12 protein-coding genes and 2 pseudogenes are annotated in these 19,100 nt (G+C 63.5%); 3 read left to right on the top strand and 11 right to left on the bottom strand.

Features of this window, described 5'->3' with window-relative positions; translation table 11 throughout:
- Window positions 1–279 precede the first annotated feature (279 nt).
- From WK25_RS15985 to WK25_RS15995, 3 genes are all read right to left on the bottom strand, one after another.
- Window positions 280–1,836, bottom strand: a complete 1,557-nt coding sequence (locus WK25_RS15985) for a DHA2 family efflux MFS transporter permease subunit (protein WP_069242425.1) — start codon at window positions 1,834–1,836, stop codon at window positions 280–282.
- Between the two features lie 103 nt (window positions 1,837–1,939).
- Window positions 1,940–3,259 carry an HlyD family efflux transporter periplasmic adaptor subunit gene (locus WK25_RS15990; RefSeq protein ID WP_069242426.1) on the bottom strand — a complete coding sequence of 440 codons (1,320 nt, stop codon included), beginning with the start codon at window positions 3,257–3,259 and terminating at the stop codon, window positions 1,940–1,942.
- Window positions 3,260–3,293: 34 nt separating this feature from the next.
- Window positions 3,294–5,261 (bottom strand): efflux transporter outer membrane subunit, encoded by a 1,968-nt coding sequence (locus tag WK25_RS15995; protein ID WP_083253031.1) that lies wholly within the window; start codon window positions 5,259–5,261, stop codon window positions 3,294–3,296.
- Window positions 5,262–5,715: 454 nt separating this feature from the next.
- Here WK25_RS15995 and WK25_RS16000 point away from each other — a divergent pair, with 454 nt between their 5' ends.
- The 3 genes from WK25_RS16000 to WK25_RS16010 all read left to right on the top strand — a co-directional run bounded on the left by WK25_RS16000 (window position 5,716) and on the right by WK25_RS16010 (window position 7,253).
- Window positions 5,716–6,216, top strand: a complete 501-nt coding sequence (locus tag WK25_RS16000) for an Ohr family peroxiredoxin (protein WP_069242078.1) — start codon at window positions 5,716–5,718, stop codon at window positions 6,214–6,216.
- A 148-nt stretch (window positions 6,217–6,364) separates the two neighbouring features.
- Complete coding sequence (locus WK25_RS16005) at window positions 6,365–6,844, top strand: carboxymuconolactone decarboxylase family protein (protein WP_069242079.1); 480 nt, start codon at window positions 6,365–6,367, stop codon at window positions 6,842–6,844.
- 4 nt (window positions 6,845–6,848) lie between these two features.
- The gene (locus WK25_RS16010) at window positions 6,849–7,253 is read left to right on the top strand and encodes a cupin domain-containing protein (protein ID WP_069242080.1); all 405 of its coding nucleotides are present in this window, start codon (window positions 6,849–6,851) and stop codon (window positions 7,251–7,253) included.
- 225 nt (window positions 7,254–7,478) lie between these two features.
- Here the strand turns inward: WK25_RS16010 and WK25_RS16015 are convergent.
- The 8 genes and pseudogenes from WK25_RS16015 to WK25_RS16045 form a co-directional block, all read right to left on the bottom strand.
- A pseudogene (locus WK25_RS16015) lies at window positions 7,479–8,093 on the bottom strand (LysR family transcriptional regulator); the annotation flags it as partial.
- Between the two features lie 82 nt (window positions 8,094–8,175).
- Window positions 8,176–8,718: pseudogene (locus WK25_RS16020) on the bottom strand (SDR family oxidoreductase); the annotation flags it as partial.
- A gap of 500 nt (window positions 8,719–9,218) precedes the next feature.
- The gene (locus WK25_RS31285; protein ID WP_167432654.1) at window positions 9,219–9,938 is read right to left on the bottom strand and encodes a hypothetical protein; all 720 of its coding nucleotides are present in this window, start codon (window positions 9,936–9,938) and stop codon (window positions 9,219–9,221) included.
- A gap of 201 nt (window positions 9,939–10,139) precedes the next feature.
- Window positions 10,140–11,621, bottom strand: coding sequence for a TolC family protein (locus WK25_RS16025; protein WP_083253032.1), 1,482 nt, complete (start codon window positions 11,619–11,621; stop codon window positions 10,140–10,142).
- A 2-nt stretch (window positions 11,622–11,623) separates the two neighbouring features.
- Window positions 11,624–12,871, bottom strand: a complete 1,248-nt coding sequence (locus WK25_RS16030) for an HlyD family type I secretion periplasmic adaptor subunit (protein ID WP_413169626.1) — start codon at window positions 12,869–12,871, stop codon at window positions 11,624–11,626.
- Window positions 12,872–12,873: 2 nt separating this feature from the next.
- Complete coding sequence (locus WK25_RS16035) at window positions 12,874–15,201, bottom strand: type I secretion system permease/ATPase (RefSeq protein WP_083253046.1); 2,328 nt, start codon at window positions 15,199–15,201, stop codon at window positions 12,874–12,876.
- 319 nt (window positions 15,202–15,520) lie between these two features.
- A complete protein-coding gene (locus tag WK25_RS31290) occupies window positions 15,521–18,358 on the bottom strand; it encodes an Ig-like domain-containing protein (protein ID WP_156789048.1) in 2,838 nt (945 codons plus the stop codon).
- A gap of 183 nt (window positions 18,359–18,541) precedes the next feature.
- Window positions 18,542–19,042, bottom strand: a complete 501-nt coding sequence (locus WK25_RS16045; RefSeq protein ID WP_315854879.1) for an OmpA family protein — start codon at window positions 19,040–19,042, stop codon at window positions 18,542–18,544.
- Window positions 19,043–19,100 lie beyond the last annotated feature (58 nt).

Consider the following 19,100-nt stretch of genomic DNA (forward strand, 5'->3'; position numbering starts at 1 on the left):
TAACGGACAAGCGATGTCAGCACGCTCGAAACGCCATCCGGCGCGTTTCCGTGACGATGAAGGCACGCGCTGGCCTCGAACGGCTTGATCACAGTTGGACGAAGCGTTTGAAGCACGGGGTGGCGGCTCCCTGCAACGATCCGGCCAGTCGGCCAAATGCGACGGCATGGTGGCCATCATGTTGACGGACACCATGCCGGGATCGACGCTCGCTGGTTTGGCATATCCCCCAGCCGCGGAAGCCGGGCGATCGTCGCCGTGCGGTTCCAGCGGCCGCGTTCAGTGCCCGCCGGCCGCTATCCCGCCGCCGCTGCCCTTGACCGGCCGGGTGAGCCAGACCAGCGGAATGATACCGACGAAGATGATCGACGACACCCAGAAGATGTCGTTCAGCGCGAGCATCGCGGCCTGCGCGTTCAGCGAGCGTTCGAAGAAGGCCGTGGCCTGATCCACACCGACGCCGAGCATCGCCTGGAGCTGCGCGACGGCACTCGTGTAGGTCGGGTTGTTCACGCTCGTTTGCTCGGCGAGCCGCGCATGATGCAGGATCGTCCGGTCGTTCCATCCGGTCGCGATCAGCGACGTGCCGACGCCGCCCGCGAACACGCGCACGAAATTCGACAGCCCGGCGGCCGCCGGAATCCGGTCGGGCGTCAGGCCGGACAGGATGATCGCGGTCAGCGGCGTGAAGAAGAGCGCCATCGGAATGCCTTGCAGCAAGGTCGGCAGCACCAGCGTATACGGGTCGACGCCCGTCGTGTAATGCGAGCGCATGAAAAACACGCCCGCAAAGCCGACGAAGGCCAGCGTCGCGAGCACCCGCGCGTCCGACTTCGGCATGATCTTCGCCATCAACGGTGCCAGCAGCACGGCGAAGATCCCGAGCGGCGCCGTCACGAGCCCGGCGTCCACCGACCGATAGCCGAGATAGCCCTGAATCCATTGCGGCAGGATCACGAGGTTCGAGAAGAACACCGCGTATGCAACCGAGATCGCAATCGTGCCGCCGCGGAAATTGCGCACCGCGAACAGGCGAATGTCGACGATCGGGTTCCGCTCCGTGAGCTCCCAGATCAGGAAAAACACGAAGCTGACGGCGGCGATCACGGCAAGCGTGCAGATCACGGGCGAGCTGAACCAGTCGAGATCCTTGCCCTTGTCGAGCATGATCTGCAGCGTCGCGACCCATACGATCAGCGACATCAGGCCGACCTTGTCGATAGGAATCTTGCGCACCTGTGTCTCGCGGTCGCGATAGATCATCCACGTGATGCCCGCCGCGAACAGGCCGACCGGAATGTTGATGTAGAAGATCCACGACCAGCTGTAGCTGTCGGTGATCCAGCCGCCCAGCGCGGGACCGGCAATCGGGCCGACTGTCGCGGTCATCGACCAGAGCGCGAGCGCGGTCGAGCTTTTCTCCTTCGGATACGAACCCAGCAGGATCGCCTGCGAAAGCGGAATCAGCGGCCCCGCCACGGCGCCCTGCAGGACGCGCGCAGCGAGCAGCACGAGCAGGTTCGGCGCGACGCCGCACAGCCACGACGAGAACACGAACAGCACGATCGCGGCCACGAACAACCTGATCTGCCCGACGCGCTGCGTGAGCCAGCCCGTCAGCGGAATCGCGACGGCATTGGCCGCCGAGAACAGCGTGATCACCCACGTGCCTTCGTCGACGGATACGCCGAGGTTTCCCGAGATGGTCGGAATCGCCACGTTGGCAATGGACGAATCGAGCACGTTCATGAACGTCGCGAGTGCGACGGCGAGCGTCGCAAGGACGAGCTTGCCACCCGTCAGCGGCGGCGGTGCGGGTTGCGTTGAGGAATTCATCTCGCTTCCAGTCTGAAGTTGCGACTGTGCCGGCGTGTCGAGCCGGCCAGTCGGACGATTGAATCGACCGGGGCGCGACAGCGACGCGCACCGGGTCAACGATTCAGCTTGCGCGCTGCGCGGTGTCGCGCGCATCGCGCGCGACCCTTGCGTCGCGCTTGCCGGAAGCCGCCGGCGCGCCAGTTTGCGCCGCCGCATGCTCGCCGACGACGTTGCGCGCGATGATCTTCTCGATCTCGGCATCCGCCTGTGCGCCGTATTCGGCAAACACGTCTGTGCGATACGACGTGTTGATCGCCGCACCGAGCTGCGGGCCCGTGTCGTCGCGCGTATCCACGTCGACATCCATCGACAGTCCGATACGCAGCGGATGCGCGTCGAGTTCCTTCGGGTCGAGCTGGATGCGCGCGGGCAGGCGCTGAACGATCTTGATCCAGTTGCCCGTTGCGTTCTGCGCGGGCAGGCTCGCGAATGCGCTGCCCGTACCCGCGGAGAAGCCGACCACGCGGCCGTGATACTTGACCTTTCCGCCGTACACGTCGGCCGTCAGCGTGACGGGTTGACCGATGCGCATGTTGCGCAACTGGCTTTCCTTGTAGTTTGCGTCGACCCATACGCCGTCGAGCGGCACGATCGCCATCAACGGCGTGCCGGGCGACACGCGCTGGCCGACCTGAACCGAACGCTTCGCGACGTAGCCGGTGACGGGCGCGGGCAACACGTTGCGCGCGTAGGCCAGATACGCGTCGCGCACCTTCGACGCGGCCGCCTGCACGTTCGGGTGCTGATCGATCGTCGTGCGATCGGTCAATGCGCGGTTGGCCTCCGCCTGTCGACGCGCGGCGTCGAGCGCGGCCCGCGCGGCCGCCACGGTGTCGCGCGCGTGCGCGATGTCTTCCGCTGACACGGCCCCCGTATCGGCAACGGCCGCGCGACGACGCAGGTCGTCCTGGGCACGGACGAGATCGGACTGCTTCTGCGCGACGTTCGCCGCGTACAGATCGTCGTTCACGTAGAGACTGCTCACCTGGCGCACGGTCTGGCCCAGCGCCGCCTCGGCGTTGCCGAGCGCGACTTTTGCGTCGGCGGCGTCGAGCGTGACGACAGGATCGCCCGCCTTCACGATCTGTGTATCGTCGGCGTTCACCGCGACGACGGTACCCGCCACCTGCGGCGTCAGCTGCACGAGATTGCCGCTGACGTACGCGTCGTCGGTCGATTCGTGGTAACGCGCGAACGTCAGGTAGTACGCGGCGTACGCAATCGACGCCGCCACGACCGTCACGCCGAGCAGCGCCAGCAGCAGCCGGCGGCGGCGCGGCGCGTCTTCGCTTGCGACATCGTCGCCGCCCGACGGCGACGTATCACGATTCGCGCGGGGGGCGTCGGCCGGCTTGTGTACCGGCGGATCGATTTCGCTCATTTCAATTCTCCAGGCAGATTCGATGGATCGCCGCTCAGCGCGCGGCGGCGGCGGGCACGGCCGATACGCGCGCATCGGCATGTGCCGATGTGCCCGCGCCCGCGAATGACGTGTCGACGAAGCCGCCGCCCAAAGCGGACGCGAGCGCGATCTGACGGTCGCGGCGGTCCATGCGCAGATTCGCGACGCGCTGATCGGCGGAAAGTGCGTTGACGTCGGCGTTCAACACCGTCAGTTGATTCGTGAGACCGGCCTTGTACTGCGCGAGCGCCAACGCGGCCGCCTTCAGCGCGGCCTGCTGCGCCGTCTGCGCATCGACCAGCTCTGCGTCCGTTGAACGCACGTCGGCGACTTGCGTCGCGACCTCGCTCAGCGCGGTGACGAGCGCCTGGTTATAGGTCGCGACGGCAAGATCGAAGTCCGCGTAGCGCCCCTTCAGTTGCGCGCGTAGTGCACCGGCGTCGAAGATCGGCAGATGAATAGCCGGTCCGACCGACGCGGTGCGGCTCGCCGCCGTCAGGAAGCGGCCGAAGCCGAACGCATCGAGTCCGATCGCGGCGCTCAGGTTGATGTCCGGATAGAACTCGGCCTTCGCTTCCTTCACGCCGTGCGCGAGCGCATCGACACGCCACCGGGCAGCCACGATGTCGGGGCGCCGGCTCACGAGATCCGCGGGCAGATTGTCGGGCACGCGTACCTCGTTGCCGGTGCCGAGCGTCGGGCGCCCGATCCCCAGGCCGCGATCGGGACCGGCGCCGAGCAGCGCGGCAATCTGGTAGCGCGCCGCGAGGATCCGGCCGTCGAGCGATTTCAGCAACGCACGGCTCGTCGCGAGATTGGCGCGGGCGGTCTCCCGCTCGACCTGCGTATCGAGCCCGGTCGCGATTCGGTCCGCGGCGATGCGATCGATCTGCTCGCGTTGGGCGATCTCCCGTTGCGCGATGTCATGCAACAGGAACAGGCGTGCAAGTTCGTTATAGGTGCGTGCGATCGCCGTCGTAAGCGCCAGCCTGACCGCTTCCGCCTCGGCGCGGCTCGCCTGCAGGCCGGACACCGACGCGCGCAGCGCCTCGCGTTTCTTGCCCCAGAGGTCAAGCTCGTACGAAGCGCCCAGGATGCCGCGGTTCTCCGTCTGCCATGACCCGCCATACGGCGGCGGCACGAGCGCCGTACCGGAAAACTGCTGGCGGGTGAGGGCGTAGCTGGCATCGACGCGCGGCATCGTCCCCGCTCGCGCGGATTCGCTGTAGGCCTGCGCGGCCGCCACGCGTGCGCGCGCCTGATCGAGCGTCGGGCTGCGCTCGAGCGCCTCGTCGATCAAGGACTTCAACTGGCCGTCACCGAACTGATCGACCCAATCCGCAGTGGGCCAACGGCCTTGCTCGAACGGCAGGCTCCATTGCGTCGCGTAATGCTGCGGATCGGTCATCGCCGCATCGCCGTGAATGCCGGCGTAGTTCGCGCATGCCGACAACATGCCCGCGACGACCACCGGCACCCCGGTCTTGAGTGTGCGCGACGCATGCCGCCACGCGATCGAAAGCATGACCGTCGTGCGTCCCTTCGCGAGCGCGATCAAGGTTCGGATGCCGATCCATGGATTCAGCAAACCGCGGCGCACCTGCTCGCTGTGACCGACACCACACACGCACCAACTGCAGAAGTGCTCGCAGTTGTTCGTCAGAAGCCGATAGCGATCCTCGCCGACGCGCGACCAGGCGCGCTCGACGACAGCGATTCCTGTATAGATGGCATCCGGCTCCGCCTGAACTTGGATGGTGTTGCTCGCCGCGAAGCGACGCAATGAGATGCATTCCACCGGAGACCGCCTCGCGGAGCAATCAAAGCCGCCATAGTGAACAACCAGTCCATCTCCAACGTAGATGCCGTGATGCGCGTACCCGTCGCGCTCGCTGACGAGATGCGCGCCTATGTCGATGTCGGGTTCCGTACGAATCGGTTCGCGTGAAAGCGTCGGCCAACCGATATTCAAAGTGTCCATCGCAAGCCTCCGATTGCGTAGGTGTGCCGCATGTCGCGTCACCGAGGGGTTGCCTGCATGCGCAAGCCGAAGATCGGCCCGCACTGCCGTGTCGTCATACTAGGATCCGCACGCATGTGCAGGTAGACCCGCATCGGAACACTTTCCCGTTCCTCATCGGCACCAATCGGCTGCACCCGCGGTCGTGCAACGTTCGACGCGAGCGACACCGGCCGTTCTCGCCGCATTGGTGCGTAGCGCGCAACACCATGCATCCCAGACCGATCTAGTCCGGCGCCCTGTCTTTGCCTAGCATGCAAGAGCGCTGGGGCCATCGTTCGGATGGCGGTCGTGGGGAACGGCCTGCAGGCAAGCGCTGCACCAATGCGCCGAGTCGCTTCGGGAAACGACGCGCCGCCCCGATACGCAGGGCTCGGAACACTCGCGTCGATCAATACAAGCAACCGGGAGGCATATGGAGAACGAGAGGTTGCAACCTCCGCCGTTGACACTGCTCGACAAATACCGCGGGCGAGAATTCGCCGCGCTCTACACGACCACGGTCACCGTCTCCGGTGGCCAGTCCGGTCATGGCCGCGCATCGGGCGTCGCACGATCCGATGACGGCTGTCTCGCCCTCGATCTGCGATTGCCGACCGAACTCGGCGGGCCGGGCGGCGGGACCAACCCCGAACAGCTTCTCGCCGCCGGCTACGCCGCCTGCTTTCACGGCGCGCTAAGCCTGATCGCGCAACGCGATCGGATCGACATCCGGGAAACGACAGTCGCCGTCGAAGTGGCGTTCGGTCGCGATCCGGTTGATGGCGGCTATGCGCTGACGGCCAACATCACCATCCGCATGCCGGGCGTGGACCGGCAGGTCGCGGAGCGTCTCGTTCGCGACACGGAGCGCCTGTGTCCCTATTCGAAGATGGCACGGCAGGGAATCTGCAGTGTCGTCGCCGTGTCGGCGTGATTGGTGCCGAAGCGGCAACATAGTGCGCACGTTCCCGGCCCTACCCGCCCGCGGGACCCGCGATTACGATGGTTGCCAGGCAGGTCGTGCGATGCATCGCCATGCTCACGACCACTCGAGCAGCTTCAACCAATCAGGACAACGGATCATGACGCAACGTATCAATTATTTTCAGCAATCGCCGGAACTGACCAGGAAACTCGTCGAACTCGACGGGCTGCTTCAGAAGACGGCGATCGAGGTTCCGGTCCGCGAGCTCGTCGAGATTCGCGCGTCGCAGCTCAACGGCTGCGCGTTCTGCGTCGACATGCACATCAAGATGGCGAAGATCCACGGCGAGCGCGAACTGCGCGTGCATCACGTTGCGATCTGGCGCGAGTCGCCGCTGTTTTCGCCGCGCGAGCGCGCCGCGCTCGAATGGACCGAGGCGCTGACGCATCTCTCGTCGCACGGCGTGCCGGACGATCTCTACGAGCGCGTGCGAGCCCATTATTCCGAGCAGGAACTGTCGGATCTCACCGTCCTCGTGGGTGCGATCAACTGCTGGAACCGGCTGAACGTCGCGTTCCGCATCGTGCCCGGCTCGTTCGACACGATGTTCGGGCTCGACAAGGCCAACCTGGAGTAACGACATGAAACGCATCGTGCTCGCACTTGCACCGCTTGCGTTGTCGCTGCTGATGCCCGTTCAGCTGGTCGTCGCCGCACCGCAAGCCAAGGTCACGCAACTGACGACGGAACCGTTGCCCGAGTATCCGGGCAAGGAAGTCGAGATGATCGTCGTGGATTATCCGCCCGGCAGCGTCGACCCCATCCATCGCCACGACGCACACGCATTCGTCTACGTGCTCGACGGCAGCATCGTGATGGGCCTAAACGGTGGAAAGACGGTCACGCTCCACGCCGGCGACACGTTCCATGAAGGCCCGGAAGACGTGCACACGGTCGGACGGAACGCTAGCAGCACGAAGCCGGCAAGATTCGTCGTGTTCCTGATCAAGAACAAGGGGGCGCCGGTCCTCACTCCGGTGAAGTAGTGTAGCCACTTGCGCGGCCGGGCAACCCCGGGCCGCGTTGCCAGTTTCAAGCGAAGCGACGCATTGAATACCTGTCGCCGGGTATTAGGCCGAACTCGACCCACCGTTGATCCACGGATCAGCAACATACTGATTTAACATGATAAATATTTGGGGTCGCAGCCAGGAGTTTTGCCGCGCTTAAGATCACCTAACCGGAAAAGCGCACGGGAATCAAAGGCCCCCCGGGAGCCCGTGCTTCGCCACGTACGACGGCGACGCGCAAAGCGCCATCTGCATCGGAATCAGCTGCCGCGCAATGATGCTGGAGTCTTCGATGCGGCCATTGCGAAACGCCACGTCGATCCGTTCCGATACGAGGTCGATCGGCCGGTCGTCGAGCAGCAGATCGAAGACGATGTCGGGGTACGCCTGCGCAAACTTTTCCAGCAACGGCGCAACGATTTTCCGGCCAAACCCCACTGCTGAGCTGATACGGATCAGGCCGCGCGGCGGCCCCTGCCGCAGCTCCAGCATGTCGTTCATGGCCTCGACGATCTGCGCGACGCCCTGGTGGCAGTTCTCGAAGAACCGCTGACCTTCGCACGTGAGCTCGGTCATGCGGGTGGTCCGCTGGAACAGCCTCGTGCTCAGCTGCGCCTCGAGCTTCTGGACGTTCCGGCTCACGGCCGGCCGGCCGACGCCGAGCAGCTCGGCGGCTTTGGTAAAACTGCCCTCGCTCGCCACCGCGACGAATGCAAGGATGCCCGCGTAGCTGGCGCCGAAGCTCGCCGACAGTGCATCGGCACGACGGGCCAGCTCGCGCCGAACGCCGTGCTCCGCTGTATCCGATTGATTCATTTCCGCTTCCCCAGACATGCCGCTCACTCCGATTGCCCTTCGCCGGCATGCGCCGGCGAACAGCTTCACGTGCGAACGGAAATCAGCTTGCCGCGAGCCACCGGTCGAGACCGATGCGACCCAGCCGCGCCGGCCCGAGCGGCACCAGCGATTGCGCCTCAACGCGGCCGCCGTAGTAGCGGGCGTCGCGATCGGTCACCACCGTACGCGTATCGCCGACCGACTTCAGATACCGTGCAACGATCTCCGCGAACGGTGCGCGATCCGGACCTGCGATCTCGACCGTGCCGTTCTGCGGCCCGGCGAGCGCAGCCTGAGCGACGAGTGCCGACACGTCTTCTGCAGCGATCGGTTGAAACAGGCCGTCGCCGATGCGGACCGTGCCGTCTCGCGTGCTGAAATCCGCGATGCCGCCAATGAATTCCATGAACTGCGTGGCACGCACGATCGTGTACGGCACGCCCGCTGCGTCGATGGCCTGCTCTTGCGCGACCTTGGCCAGGAAATAACCGTTCTCCGGCATCCGGTCGCAGCCGACGATCGACACTGCAACGTGATGGCGCACGCCTGCGGCAACCTCGGCCTTGCCGAGATTGCGTGCCGATGTACGGAAGAAGTTCCTGATCAAGAATAAGGGGGCGCCGGTGCTCACACCGGTCAAGTAACACAATCGTTGGCGAGGCCCGGCAACGCCGGGCCGCGTCCGGGTATTGATCGAGCCAATGCGGCGCAACTGTGCGCTGCCTGTATGTGCGGAAAGCGCTCAACCGGTCACGCTGCGACTGGCTGTCAGACAGGAATGCATTGATTTAAAACGACACATGAAAGTGGCGCAAGACAACCCCTCGACAAGGCCGGGGGGCCGCGTAACTGGAAATGCGCATCGGGATCAAAGGCGCCGCCGTTCGCGCTCATCTTCTCGACGCCCGCAGGATCCCGACGTTCGAGTCAACATTGCCACGTCGTCACGACGCGTATATATGCGTTTCGATCGCGTGTTGATGCTGCGGGGATCCACCTCGCTCATGCTGGTCAATCCACGCCGCCAAGGTCGAAATCGAAGCGGTTCCGTGCGAACGCGGCCAGTGATCGTCGCTCGCGGGATCCCACGCGTCACTGGTCAAATTACGAGTCGGTCAAGCGCGTGTGCTCCCTGAAGTGAATCGCATTGCCCGGCGAATATCCGCGTGTCGCCTGCTGCCGTCCGCGCGCCGCTTCGTGGTTCGCCAATTCGATCCTCGCCGCCTGCAAATTTTCCCCACACAGCCACTCGCCTTCACATTCGTGCGCCGATTCGGGAGCTGGCACGGCAAGTGCCACGCTCGCGGGACGCACCGGGCGCGCTACCGCACGTTTGCTCTCGCCGGGTGCCGCCTTCCGCTGATGCGCGCGCGGGCGCCGATCGTCCGGAAGCACAACAGACCGACCTGACTCCCGTTGCTCCCGGACACCAGCTTGACGCAACGGCTCCGACGCCAGCAACTTCCCCGTTCGAGTATGCTGCTCGTTCGAATCCGTGTGCGCGCCGGCGACAGCCACTTCGCCCGATGCGCGCAGTGCCAGGGTGTCTGCACGATCTCCGTGTACCACTCCAGCTCCCTGACCGCCCGGTAGCGCGCTCGAAAAAGCCGCCTTTTTCGACAGCGCCACGGCATCCGGCAGGCTCGTGCCAAACCATACGGCAATTGCCGCACCGAACAGCGCACTGCACACCGCAGTGAGTGCGATCCGGCCACCACCGTGTCGTGTGCGCGAGCGGCTCCATGCGAGATTGTCATGCCCGAAGTCCACTGCCCGCCACACGCGCCGTTTCATGCCGAACCGCTTACTGCTGGGCGTTGACACCCCCGTCGCCAAATGAATCTCGGCTTCGGCCGATCGCACGAATGCAAGGACGGCACCGCGCCGGCCTCCATACGGTGGCGGCAAATAGGAGGCTGGCCGCGGCGCAGGTGGGGTGAACCAATCCACAGTCGAGTGAATTCTCATTGCTTTCTCCGTTGCGCTTGTCTGCATCTATCGTCGCGCTCGCGTGAGCGGCACACGCTAACCTTCCCGAAGCCACTGGACGAGCAAGCCTGCCGATGCGTAGCCGCGCAGCGTAGCGACGTAGCCATCGAATCGATAGGCCACTTCGCTCACCCGATTGTTGTAGTAATCGCTCTCCGCAATCAGCACGTCGAGCAGCGTGCGCCGTCCAAGGTGATACCACTGATCGAAAAACGCCTTGCGCACCCGATCCGACTCCACCGACAGAGCACGGTACTGGTTCGCGCGTGCGCCAAACGACCGGGCGTCCTCGTCCGCAGTTCGCACTTGATACTCGAGATCGAGACGCGTTTGCTCGACCTGGCGCCACCCGGCCAGCGCCCTGAATGCCGCGGCGTCGGTCGCGGCAGTCGCAGCACCGCCCGTGAACGCGTTCCAGCTCAACGTCAGCATTGTTTGCCATGGCATCCTGCGCCCCTGCACGTCATGCCCCGTACTGGCGCTGACGACCCAGTTCAGTTGCGGTTTTCTTGACGCGCGCACCGCGTCGCGATTCATATCGGCAGCCGCAGCCTCCGCGCGCGCCTGCTGAAGTCGCGGATTGTTGTCGAGCGCTGCCATCAGGCGCTCGAGATTGGCCGGTTTGAGCGGCCAGGTCGACGTCGCGGGCGTCGGCACGGGCTGCTGTCCCACCAGCTTGCGCAAATTCAGCTCGGCGTCGCGGCATTTGGCAAGCGCGGCATCTCGACTCGCCTGCGCCTGTAGCAGGTGCGCCTCTGCCTGCGTCAGCTCGCTGGCACGGCCGCGATCGGTCGCAACGATAGCCGCGAGCATGCCGACCAGCTGAGTCATCCGATCGACGAACTGCTGACTGAGCGCTGCGATATTGCGTTGTTTCGCGAGTTCCGCGAGCGTGGTCGACACCTGATACGCGGAGTCCTCCATTTGCGCGATGTAGCGCTCCTGATTCGCATTCGCGAGCTCTCTGCGGCTCGCGATCTGCTTCGCGTTGCGCCCCCAGTCAAACAGCGTCGTCGTGAGGTCTGCACTGATCGAGTTGCCCGGATCATATCCATTGCCTGCATTCGAACCGAACTGCATCGAACGCGTCCGGCCGTTGAGTTGAAGTTGGGGCCAGCGGGCCGCCTTCGCCTGGCTGACGTCCGACTGAGCGGCCTGATACTCCGCATACAGCCCGCGCACCTGCGGACTGACGTCCATAGCCGCTTGGGCAGCGGCATAGAGCAACTGCCGTAACTGAGCCTCGGTAGCGAAGGATCGCGCTCCCGTGGCCGGGATCTGCGGGCCGGGAACGGCAGGCGTTTCTCCCTGACCGGCTTCCTCCGGCATATCGCGCAGCGGCGCGTGGGTTGTCGTTGGGCTCGCCGGCGTCAAGATGACCGGCGGCATGTCGGCTGCCCTGGCCGGTTGCCATGCGATCGCGGCGATCGGTATCGCGAGTGCGACTACAGCCGACACCGGCACGCGCCGGCGCGCAAACTCGACGCGGGCGCGTGCAAGATTTCGACGATCACTCATGTTCAACGCTCCCGGAACGCTTCGCGAACTTTGAATATCGGCTTCAACAAATAGTCGAGCACTGTCTTTTCGCCGGTACGGATATCGACCGTTGCCTGCATCCCTGGAAGTATCGGCAAGCGCTTGCCCGCGATGTGCAGCGCGTTCGTGTCGGTCTCGACCATCAGCCGGTAGTACGTCGCGTCCGGCCGCCCTGTGGCCGCGCGTTGTTCGTCTTTCACCGTGTCCGGCCCCACGCTGACGACGCGCCCATGAAGTCCACCGTAGATCGCGAAATCGTACGCACTGACTTTCACCAGCGCCGGCATTCCGGGACGCAGGAACGCGACATCGGAGGGCTTGATGCGCGTTTCGACCAGAAGCGTGTCGTCGACCGGCGCGATTTCCATAATGTGTTCGCCCGGTTGCACGATCGCGCCCGGCGTGTGGATCCGCAGGTTCTTCACGACACCGCGGCTTACTGCGACGATGTCGGTGCGCTCCAGGACGTCGGCGCGACCGACGAGCGATTCGCTCGTTTGCGCGAGTTCCGGCTCCAGTCGCGTCAGCTCCGCGCCGGCATCTGCCCGATAGCGACTCCTGCGCTCGACGATTTGAGCGTCGATATCGGCCGCCTGTCGCCGCATGCGCAAGATTTCGACCTCCGAGATCAAGCCTTTCGCCGCGAGCGGCTCCGACATCGCAAGCTCGCGCGACACGAGCGTCCGGCTCTGCGTCAACGCAGCGACGCTTTCGTCGAGCGCCCGCCGACGAGCACGATAGGCCGCCGTCTCTTGCCGGACAAGATCCGGTTCCCGCGCAACTTCGTAGGGAAACGCGAGCGGAATGCCGTATGCCTCGGCGCGCAGCCGAGCGACAGTCGCCTTCAGGCCGACTGCCTTTGACCGCAATTCGCGATAACTCGATTGCGCGCGGGTCGGATCGATCTTGGCCAACAACTGCCCTTTCTCGACGAGATCGCCCTCGCGTACGGCGATTCGCTCGACGATCCCGCCTTCCAGGCTCTGTATGACCTGCTCCCGACTCTGAGACACCACGGTCGCGTCCCCGCGCGTAACTTCTTCGACACGCGCGAAGTGCGCCCATGCCAACCCGATACCGAGCACGGCGGCAACGACGTACAGCACGGACTGAGCACCGGCCGACGAACGCACCAAGAGCGCCTCACGAATGTCGTTCATGAAAGCCGCGTCCTGTACCAGCAATCGCGGCTCGGTCTTGCGCCGCCGCAACATCGCTCCAACTTTCATCGTCATGCCTCCGTGGCGTCCGTATCCGCGGTCGCGGATTCGCCCTCCGTGCCGGCGAGATGCCCGGCCCGCTCGGTCATTCGGGCAAAACGGCCGCGTGCAGGCTCCGGTTCATTTGGCGTGCGCCGTCGGTCCGGCGTCGACTGCCCCGACAATTCGGCGAGCACGCGAGCCTTCGGCCCGTCCATGACGACTTTCCCGTGATCGACGATCACGATGCGATCGACGAGTGCGAGCATCGAGGTGCGGTGCGTTACGACCACAAGCGTCTGACCGACCGTCGCTTGCCGCAGGTGTTCGATGAAGAGCGTCTCCGTTTGCGTGTCCATCGCGCTCGTCGGCTCGTCCAGCAGCAACGCGCGCGGACGCGCGATCAGACTGCGTGCGAGCGCAACAAGCTGCCGCTGGCCGCCCGACAGTTCGCTGCCGTTTTCGCCGACCGGCAGGTTGACGCCAAGCGGATGTCGCGCGACCAGCTCGCCCAGCCCCGTCAATTGCAACGCCCGGACCAGCTCGTCCGTGGTTGCGTCGGGCCGCCCGAGCGTCACGTTCTCGCGCAGCGAGCCGTAGAAAAGGCGGCTGTCCTGACTTACATAGCCGAACGTATTACGCCAGTCTGCGGGCGCGATTTGCTCGGCATCGAGGCCGTCGGCAAGCACCTTTCCATCGGTCGGCCGATACAGGCGAGCGATCAATCGCAGCAGCGTCGATTTCCCGCTGCCGACCCGGCCGAGTATCGCGACGCGTTCACCCGCGCCTATTTCGACCGACAGGCCCTGCAGTACCGACGGGTTCTGCGCGGCCGCCGACGGATAGGCAAACGACACGTTGTCGAGCTTCACGTGGCCGGTCAGCGGCGGCCGGGCAAGGTATTCGTGCGCGGCGTCGTGATCCAGCGGCATCGCCATCAGTTCGTTCAGCGATTGCAGCGCGGCTTTCGCCTGCTGAAAGCGCAATGCCAGCGCCATGATCTGCCCGAGGGGTGCGGTCGCTCGGCCGGCAAGCATCACCGCGCCGATCAGCGCGCCTTGCGTGAGCGTGCCAGCCCCGATCAGGTAGACGCCCGCGACTACGATTACGACGGTCTGCAGTTGCTGGAGACCCGTCACGATACTCGTCGAGAGGCTCGAAAGCTGACGCGACTTCATCGACGCCGCCGCCGCCTTCGCGCTGAATGTGTCCCAGCGATGCCGCATCGCGCCCTCACCGCCGACCGCCTTCAGCGTTTCGAGCCCCTCGATCGATTCGATGAGTACGCCTTGCTTGAGCGACGCTTCCCGAAGGTTCTCGCGCATCGCACGCGCGAGCGGCCACTGCACGAGCAGGCCGATTCCGACGATGAGCGGGATCATCAGCAGCGGGATCCAGCCGAGCGGCCCGGCAACCGCGAAGATCACGCCGACGAACAGCAGCACGAACGGCAAGTCGGAGATCGCGGAAAGTGTCGCGGACGTCGCGAAGTCGCGCACCGATTCGAACTCGCGCAGGCGATGGGCGAACGAGCCGGCCGACGCCGGCCGGCGCTCCATCCGGATCGCGAGCGCCTGCCTGAACAGCAGGCTGCCGAGCACGAGATCGGCCTTCTTGCCAGCCGTGTCGAGCACGTGCGCGCGCACGTGACGCGAAACCGCCTCCATCAGCATCGCGAGCGCGACACCGATCGCGAGCGACCAGAGCGTCGCGTATGCCTGGTTCGGCACGACGCGGTCGTACACGTTCATCGTGAAGAACACGCTTGCGAGGCCGAGCACGTTGATGAGGAAAGCGCCCAGCGCGGCGCTCGCATAGTAGTTGCGGTAGTGCCAAAGCGTGCGGAGCAACCAGTGGCCTGCCGGTTCGCCGAGCGGTTCGCCGCCGCGGCTGTCGGACTTCGCGAGCGGCTTGACGAGGATCGCGTAGCCCGAATAGGTGTCGCCGAGTTCATCTTCCCGACATTCGACCGGACCCGTGCCGAATTCAGGCGTCATCACCCGGTAGACGATGCGCGGGTCTTTCAGTCCGGACGGACCGGCGCTTCGACCGAGCAAAACGCACGCGTCGCTGTTTTTCCGCAGCAGAACGACGGGAAGAAGATGCTCGGGCAATTGCGACAATTTCCGCTCTACCAGCTTCGCACTCAATCCCGCTTGGGCGAGCAGCTCCAGTGCAAGCGATGGCGTCAATGATGCGGACATAGCCAGTCCTGCCGTCAACGCGTCGCGAGTACGGCCGTGTCCGTAGTAGTCGCAGATCCAGGAAACGGCATCCAGCAGACTGTCGCGTCCGATCGTTTCGGGCAGAGCTGCATTGCTGTCATGCGTGATATTGCTATAGAAGGTTTGGGTGCTCATAGCATCGATCATCAAGCGAGTGCTCGACGATTCAAGTCGAATGCCGCCCGTGTTCGTACGGACGTGATGTTCTAAAAAAACGTTGAATTTGAGAGGGACGGCATATCGGGATTCATATGCGTCACATCGGAATCGGATTCGTATCGCGAACCGTTAGCCCCTCGGGCTCGCTTCGCCGCTATTTCGCGCGGTCTGAGCCGCGCCGTCAGTCATCGTTTCGGACGACGGACGGCGCGCTCAATGCGAAATCGAATCAAAACGGGAAACTACGACGCATCGCATGGCACATGTTTGCGCCATGCAATGCAATCGGCCAGGTTTAGACGAGTTGCGTTGTCACGGTGGATTGCACCAGCAGTTCGACGTTCAACGCAGTGTTTTCATAGACGACGTAGGCTGATCCGTTGACCGCCACCGTCCCCTCTTTCGTCCAGCCCCCCGCTTCCAGCCCGCTCATGTCGGACAAGTCGACGCGGTCGCCGGAATTTCCGTTCACCATTAGTTGCGTGTGGCCGTCGACAAGGAACAGATCCTTGTGACCCAATTCCAGCACGTCGCTCATCGACAGCTTCAGCGTGTTGTTGCCCGTACCGGTAATGTCGATGATCTCGATGGACGAAATCTTGTCGTGACCGTCGACATTAATCAGCTTCGACAGATCCAGCACTTGGCCCGCGCCCGTGAGCTTCAGTGTATCCGTGCCGGCGCCGCCGTGAATGCCGCTGTTCCCGCCAGAGAAGTAGGAAACGTGATCGACTTGAAATTCGCTGCCATCAGCGGCGCCGTAGTAAGCACCATCAGCGATGTCAGACACATGCTGCACGTCTGCGGGCGGCACGATTTCGGTGGTCGTTTCCCATTTCGATTTGGCGAAGCTTCCGCCGGAGAAACCGATATTGTCGATCCAGAATCCCGGCCCCTCGGCAGGCAGATATGGGCCTCCACCACTCATGCTGAATATAAATGACGAAAACTCGAGGTCATTGGGTAGCACAATATGGTACGAATTGATTTCGCCTGCGGCCACCTTGGAACCATCTTTGGTGAGGAAATGCCGATAAACCAGCGATCCTGAGTCATCAAGAAAATCGATTGCATAATTCCAGTAGATCGAGGAGGTGATGCCTATGTCGATTTTCAAACCCTGGGCATGCGCCCCATCGTTAAGGAAAAATTTCGCCTTGTTAGCAGAGATCAACAACCCCGTTTCGCCGACTTCGGGCTTGATTTTTCCCGCAATGGGACTCCCACCGGCCTGCCGGATACCTTGGTCTTTGATGGTTGGATCGAGCGACAACGAAAAAGCACCGAAATTGATCGGTATTCCACTGGCGCCCAGGTCGCGCGGTTTCTCGCCGTTGAACGTCACATCAACATCAGGCGCGATTGTGCTGAAGCTTCCGCCGGAGAAACCGATATTGTCGATCCAGAACCCCGACCCCTCGGCAGGCACATATGGGCCTCCACCACTCACGCTCAATATAAACGACGAAAACTCGAGGTCATTGGGCATCACGATATGGTACGAATTGATTTCGCCCGCGGCCACCTTCGAACCATCTTTGGTGAGGAAATACCGATAAACCAGGGATCCTGTTTCATCGAGAAAATCGATTGCGTAATTCCAGTAGTTCGACGAGTTGATGCCTATGTCGATGGTCAATGCCTGGGCGTGCGCTCCGTCATTAAGGAAAAATTTCGCCTTGTTGGCAGCGATCAACAGTCCTGTTTCGCCCACTTCGGGCTTGATTTTCCCCGCGACGGGACTCCCACCGGCTTGCCGGATGCCTTGGTCTTTGATGGTTGGATCGAGCGACAACGAAAAAGTACCGAAATTGACCGGTATCCCACTGGCGCCCAGGTCGCGCGGCTTCTCGCTGTTGAAGTCGACAACCTTGAAATCAATGCCCGCGTGTGAACCCGCTCCCGCAGTGACCTCCACGTATCGCGTGACCAGGTAATCCGAAATATTCCCGCTGCCATCTACCAGCGCCACGCCGTAGCTAGCGTGCTCGTCGATCGTCGCGGCAATGTTCGCGGGAATTGCTACCTTCACGCGTCCGGCAGCAATATCCGCTGCCGTGAGCGTGTAAGCGATCCGATGATCGCCGATCATCACGTTGACCATGTCGCCCGCCGACATCCCTTTGCCGGCCAGCGATACGTCTATCACGTTCCCCGAGCGTGTCGCCGATGCCGGCGCGCCGGGCGCAGTCGTATCCAGCTCCACGTCATACGCCTTGAGCGGTCCCGACATGCCATCTGCATTGACTACACGCGTCTGCACGGTCCACTTTCCGGCGTGCGCGTTCGGATCGATCGCCACCCAGGTACCGTCCGACTTCATCAGCGCGTCTTGCCACGTCTTGCCGCCGTCCGTCGAAACCTGGACTTTCTGCCCGGCGGGCAACGTCGCGGACAAGCGGCCGCTCAACAAACGTCCGGCCGTCCCGTCGTTAGTCACACGGTCGGCATTGGAACTGCCGCTATCTCGCCCGAGATTGTCCAGGATCGCCGTCGCGACCGGCGTCGGCGCCGGCGAGGTTACTGCCTCGACCGTCACCTCATATGCCGCCGATGCAATGCTCGTGTTTCCCGCTGGATCCATCGCCGTCACGGTCAGCACATGCTTGCCGCCGGACAGGCCGGACGGCAGCTGGAACGACCACGTCCCATCCTCGTTGGTCGTTACCGTACCCAATACCTTCGTGCCTTCGTAGACGGTCACCTTCGAATAGGCTTCCGAGCGTCCCGACACGACCGGCTGCTTCCCGTCCGTCGCCGTCTCGACCTTCGGTTGCGACGGCGGCGTGGTGTCCACCTGGATCCCATATGACGTCGACGGCACACTCAAACCCGCGTCGTTGCTCGCGCGTACGGTCAAGCGGTATTCCCCGTCCGCCAACGCCTTCGGCAACGTAAAGTTCCACGTACCGTTCGCTGCAACTACTACGGTGCCGACCTCCCGGCCGTCCACCAGGATGTGGATCGTCGAACCTGCATCGCCGCGCCCGCTCATCTTCGGACGCGAATCATTGGTCAGACCGCCCTTGGGCACGACGCCGGTGTACGGCGGAACACTGTCCGTTACGCTGTCGATCGTCGGACGCGACGGCCGCTTTACAGCCCTCGTCATTGCATTGGTAGAAATGCTCACTACTAATCCTTGTGCTGGATACTTCTATTTCGCGTGGAAACGGCGACGCAATCAATGCGGCCGTATGCGCTGTTGAAATTGAACGCACGTGCAATATGCAGGTGCGTGCGCGTTCAGTTCGGTCGTAGTCCGGCGTCGGCAAAAGCATTGGCCTTGCCGGAGCAACGCTGACGCTTGCCGGACTTACTCCGTCGCGAGTCGAATTTCGACTCGGCGGTTTTGTGCGCGTCCTTCTGCAGTGCTGTTGGTTGCAACCGGATCTGCGGCTCCTCTGCCTTCGGCAATGAACTGTTGGGCCTGCAAGCCGCCGATGCGCAGATAGCTGATTACCGAACGCGCGCGCGCTTCGGACAGGCGTTGGTTATGCGGGACGGAACCGGTCGAATCGGTGTAGCCGGTGACGGTCACCCGGCGAAACTCGACACCGCCATTCACGCCCAAAAACTGATCAAGCGCGCGACGGGCCGTTACGGTCAGTGCCGCGCTGTCGGTCGCAAAATGCGCATTACCTTGCAACAGCACCTGTGGCCGGGATGCGGGTTGCGGAGCCGGCTGAGGCGGCTGCGGCGGCGGCAGGTGAGCCGCCGGTTTCGGGCTTGGCTTTCCGCACATGAAGTCGATTTCACGCGGATCTTTCAACGCCACGCCGTCGCGAACGCGGTCGACCGAATGAAGTTGCGTCATGCCTTTGTCCGTGCAGAACTTTTGTGCCGCCGCGACACACGCATTGCTGCTTGACAGC

Origin of the sequence: Burkholderia latens, from assembly GCF_001718795.1 — a bacterium.
Classification (GTDB): Bacteria; Pseudomonadota; Gammaproteobacteria; order Burkholderiales; family Burkholderiaceae; genus Burkholderia; species Burkholderia latens_A.

Excerpts from the sequence above, each read along its gene's own strand:
- WK25_RS15985 (WP_069242425.1), bottom strand. The coding sequence starts at position 1,836 with ATGAATTCCTCAACGCAACCCGCACCGCCGCCGCTGACGGGTGGCAAG.
- WK25_RS15990 (WP_069242426.1), bottom strand. The coding sequence starts at position 3,259 with ATGAGCGAAATCGATCCGCCGGTACACAAGCCGGCCGACGCCCCCCGC.
- WK25_RS15995 (WP_083253031.1), bottom strand. The coding sequence starts at position 5,261 with ATGGACACTTTGAATATCGGTTGGCCGACGCTTTCACGCGAACCGATT.
- WK25_RS16000 (WP_069242078.1), top strand. The coding sequence starts at position 5,716 with ATGGAGAACGAGAGGTTGCAACCTCCGCCGTTGACACTGCTCGACAAA.
- WK25_RS16005 (WP_069242079.1), top strand. The coding sequence starts at position 6,365 with ATGACGCAACGTATCAATTATTTTCAGCAATCGCCGGAACTGACCAGG.
- WK25_RS16010 (WP_069242080.1), top strand. The coding sequence starts at position 6,849 with ATGAAACGCATCGTGCTCGCACTTGCACCGCTTGCGTTGTCGCTGCTG.
- WK25_RS16025 (WP_083253032.1), bottom strand. The coding sequence starts at position 11,621 with ATGAGTGATCGTCGAAATCTTGCACGCGCCCGCGTCGAGTTTGCGCGC.
- WK25_RS16030 (WP_413169626.1), bottom strand. The coding sequence starts at position 12,871 with ATGAAAGTTGGAGCGATGTTGCGGCGGCGCAAGACCGAGCCGCGATTG.
- WK25_RS16035 (WP_083253046.1), bottom strand. The coding sequence starts at position 15,201 with ATGAGCACCCAAACCTTCTATAGCAATATCACGCATGACAGCAATGCA.
- WK25_RS16045 (WP_315854879.1), bottom strand. The coding sequence starts at position 19,042 with ATGACGCAACTTCATTCGGTCGACCGCGTTCGCGACGGCGTGGCGTTG.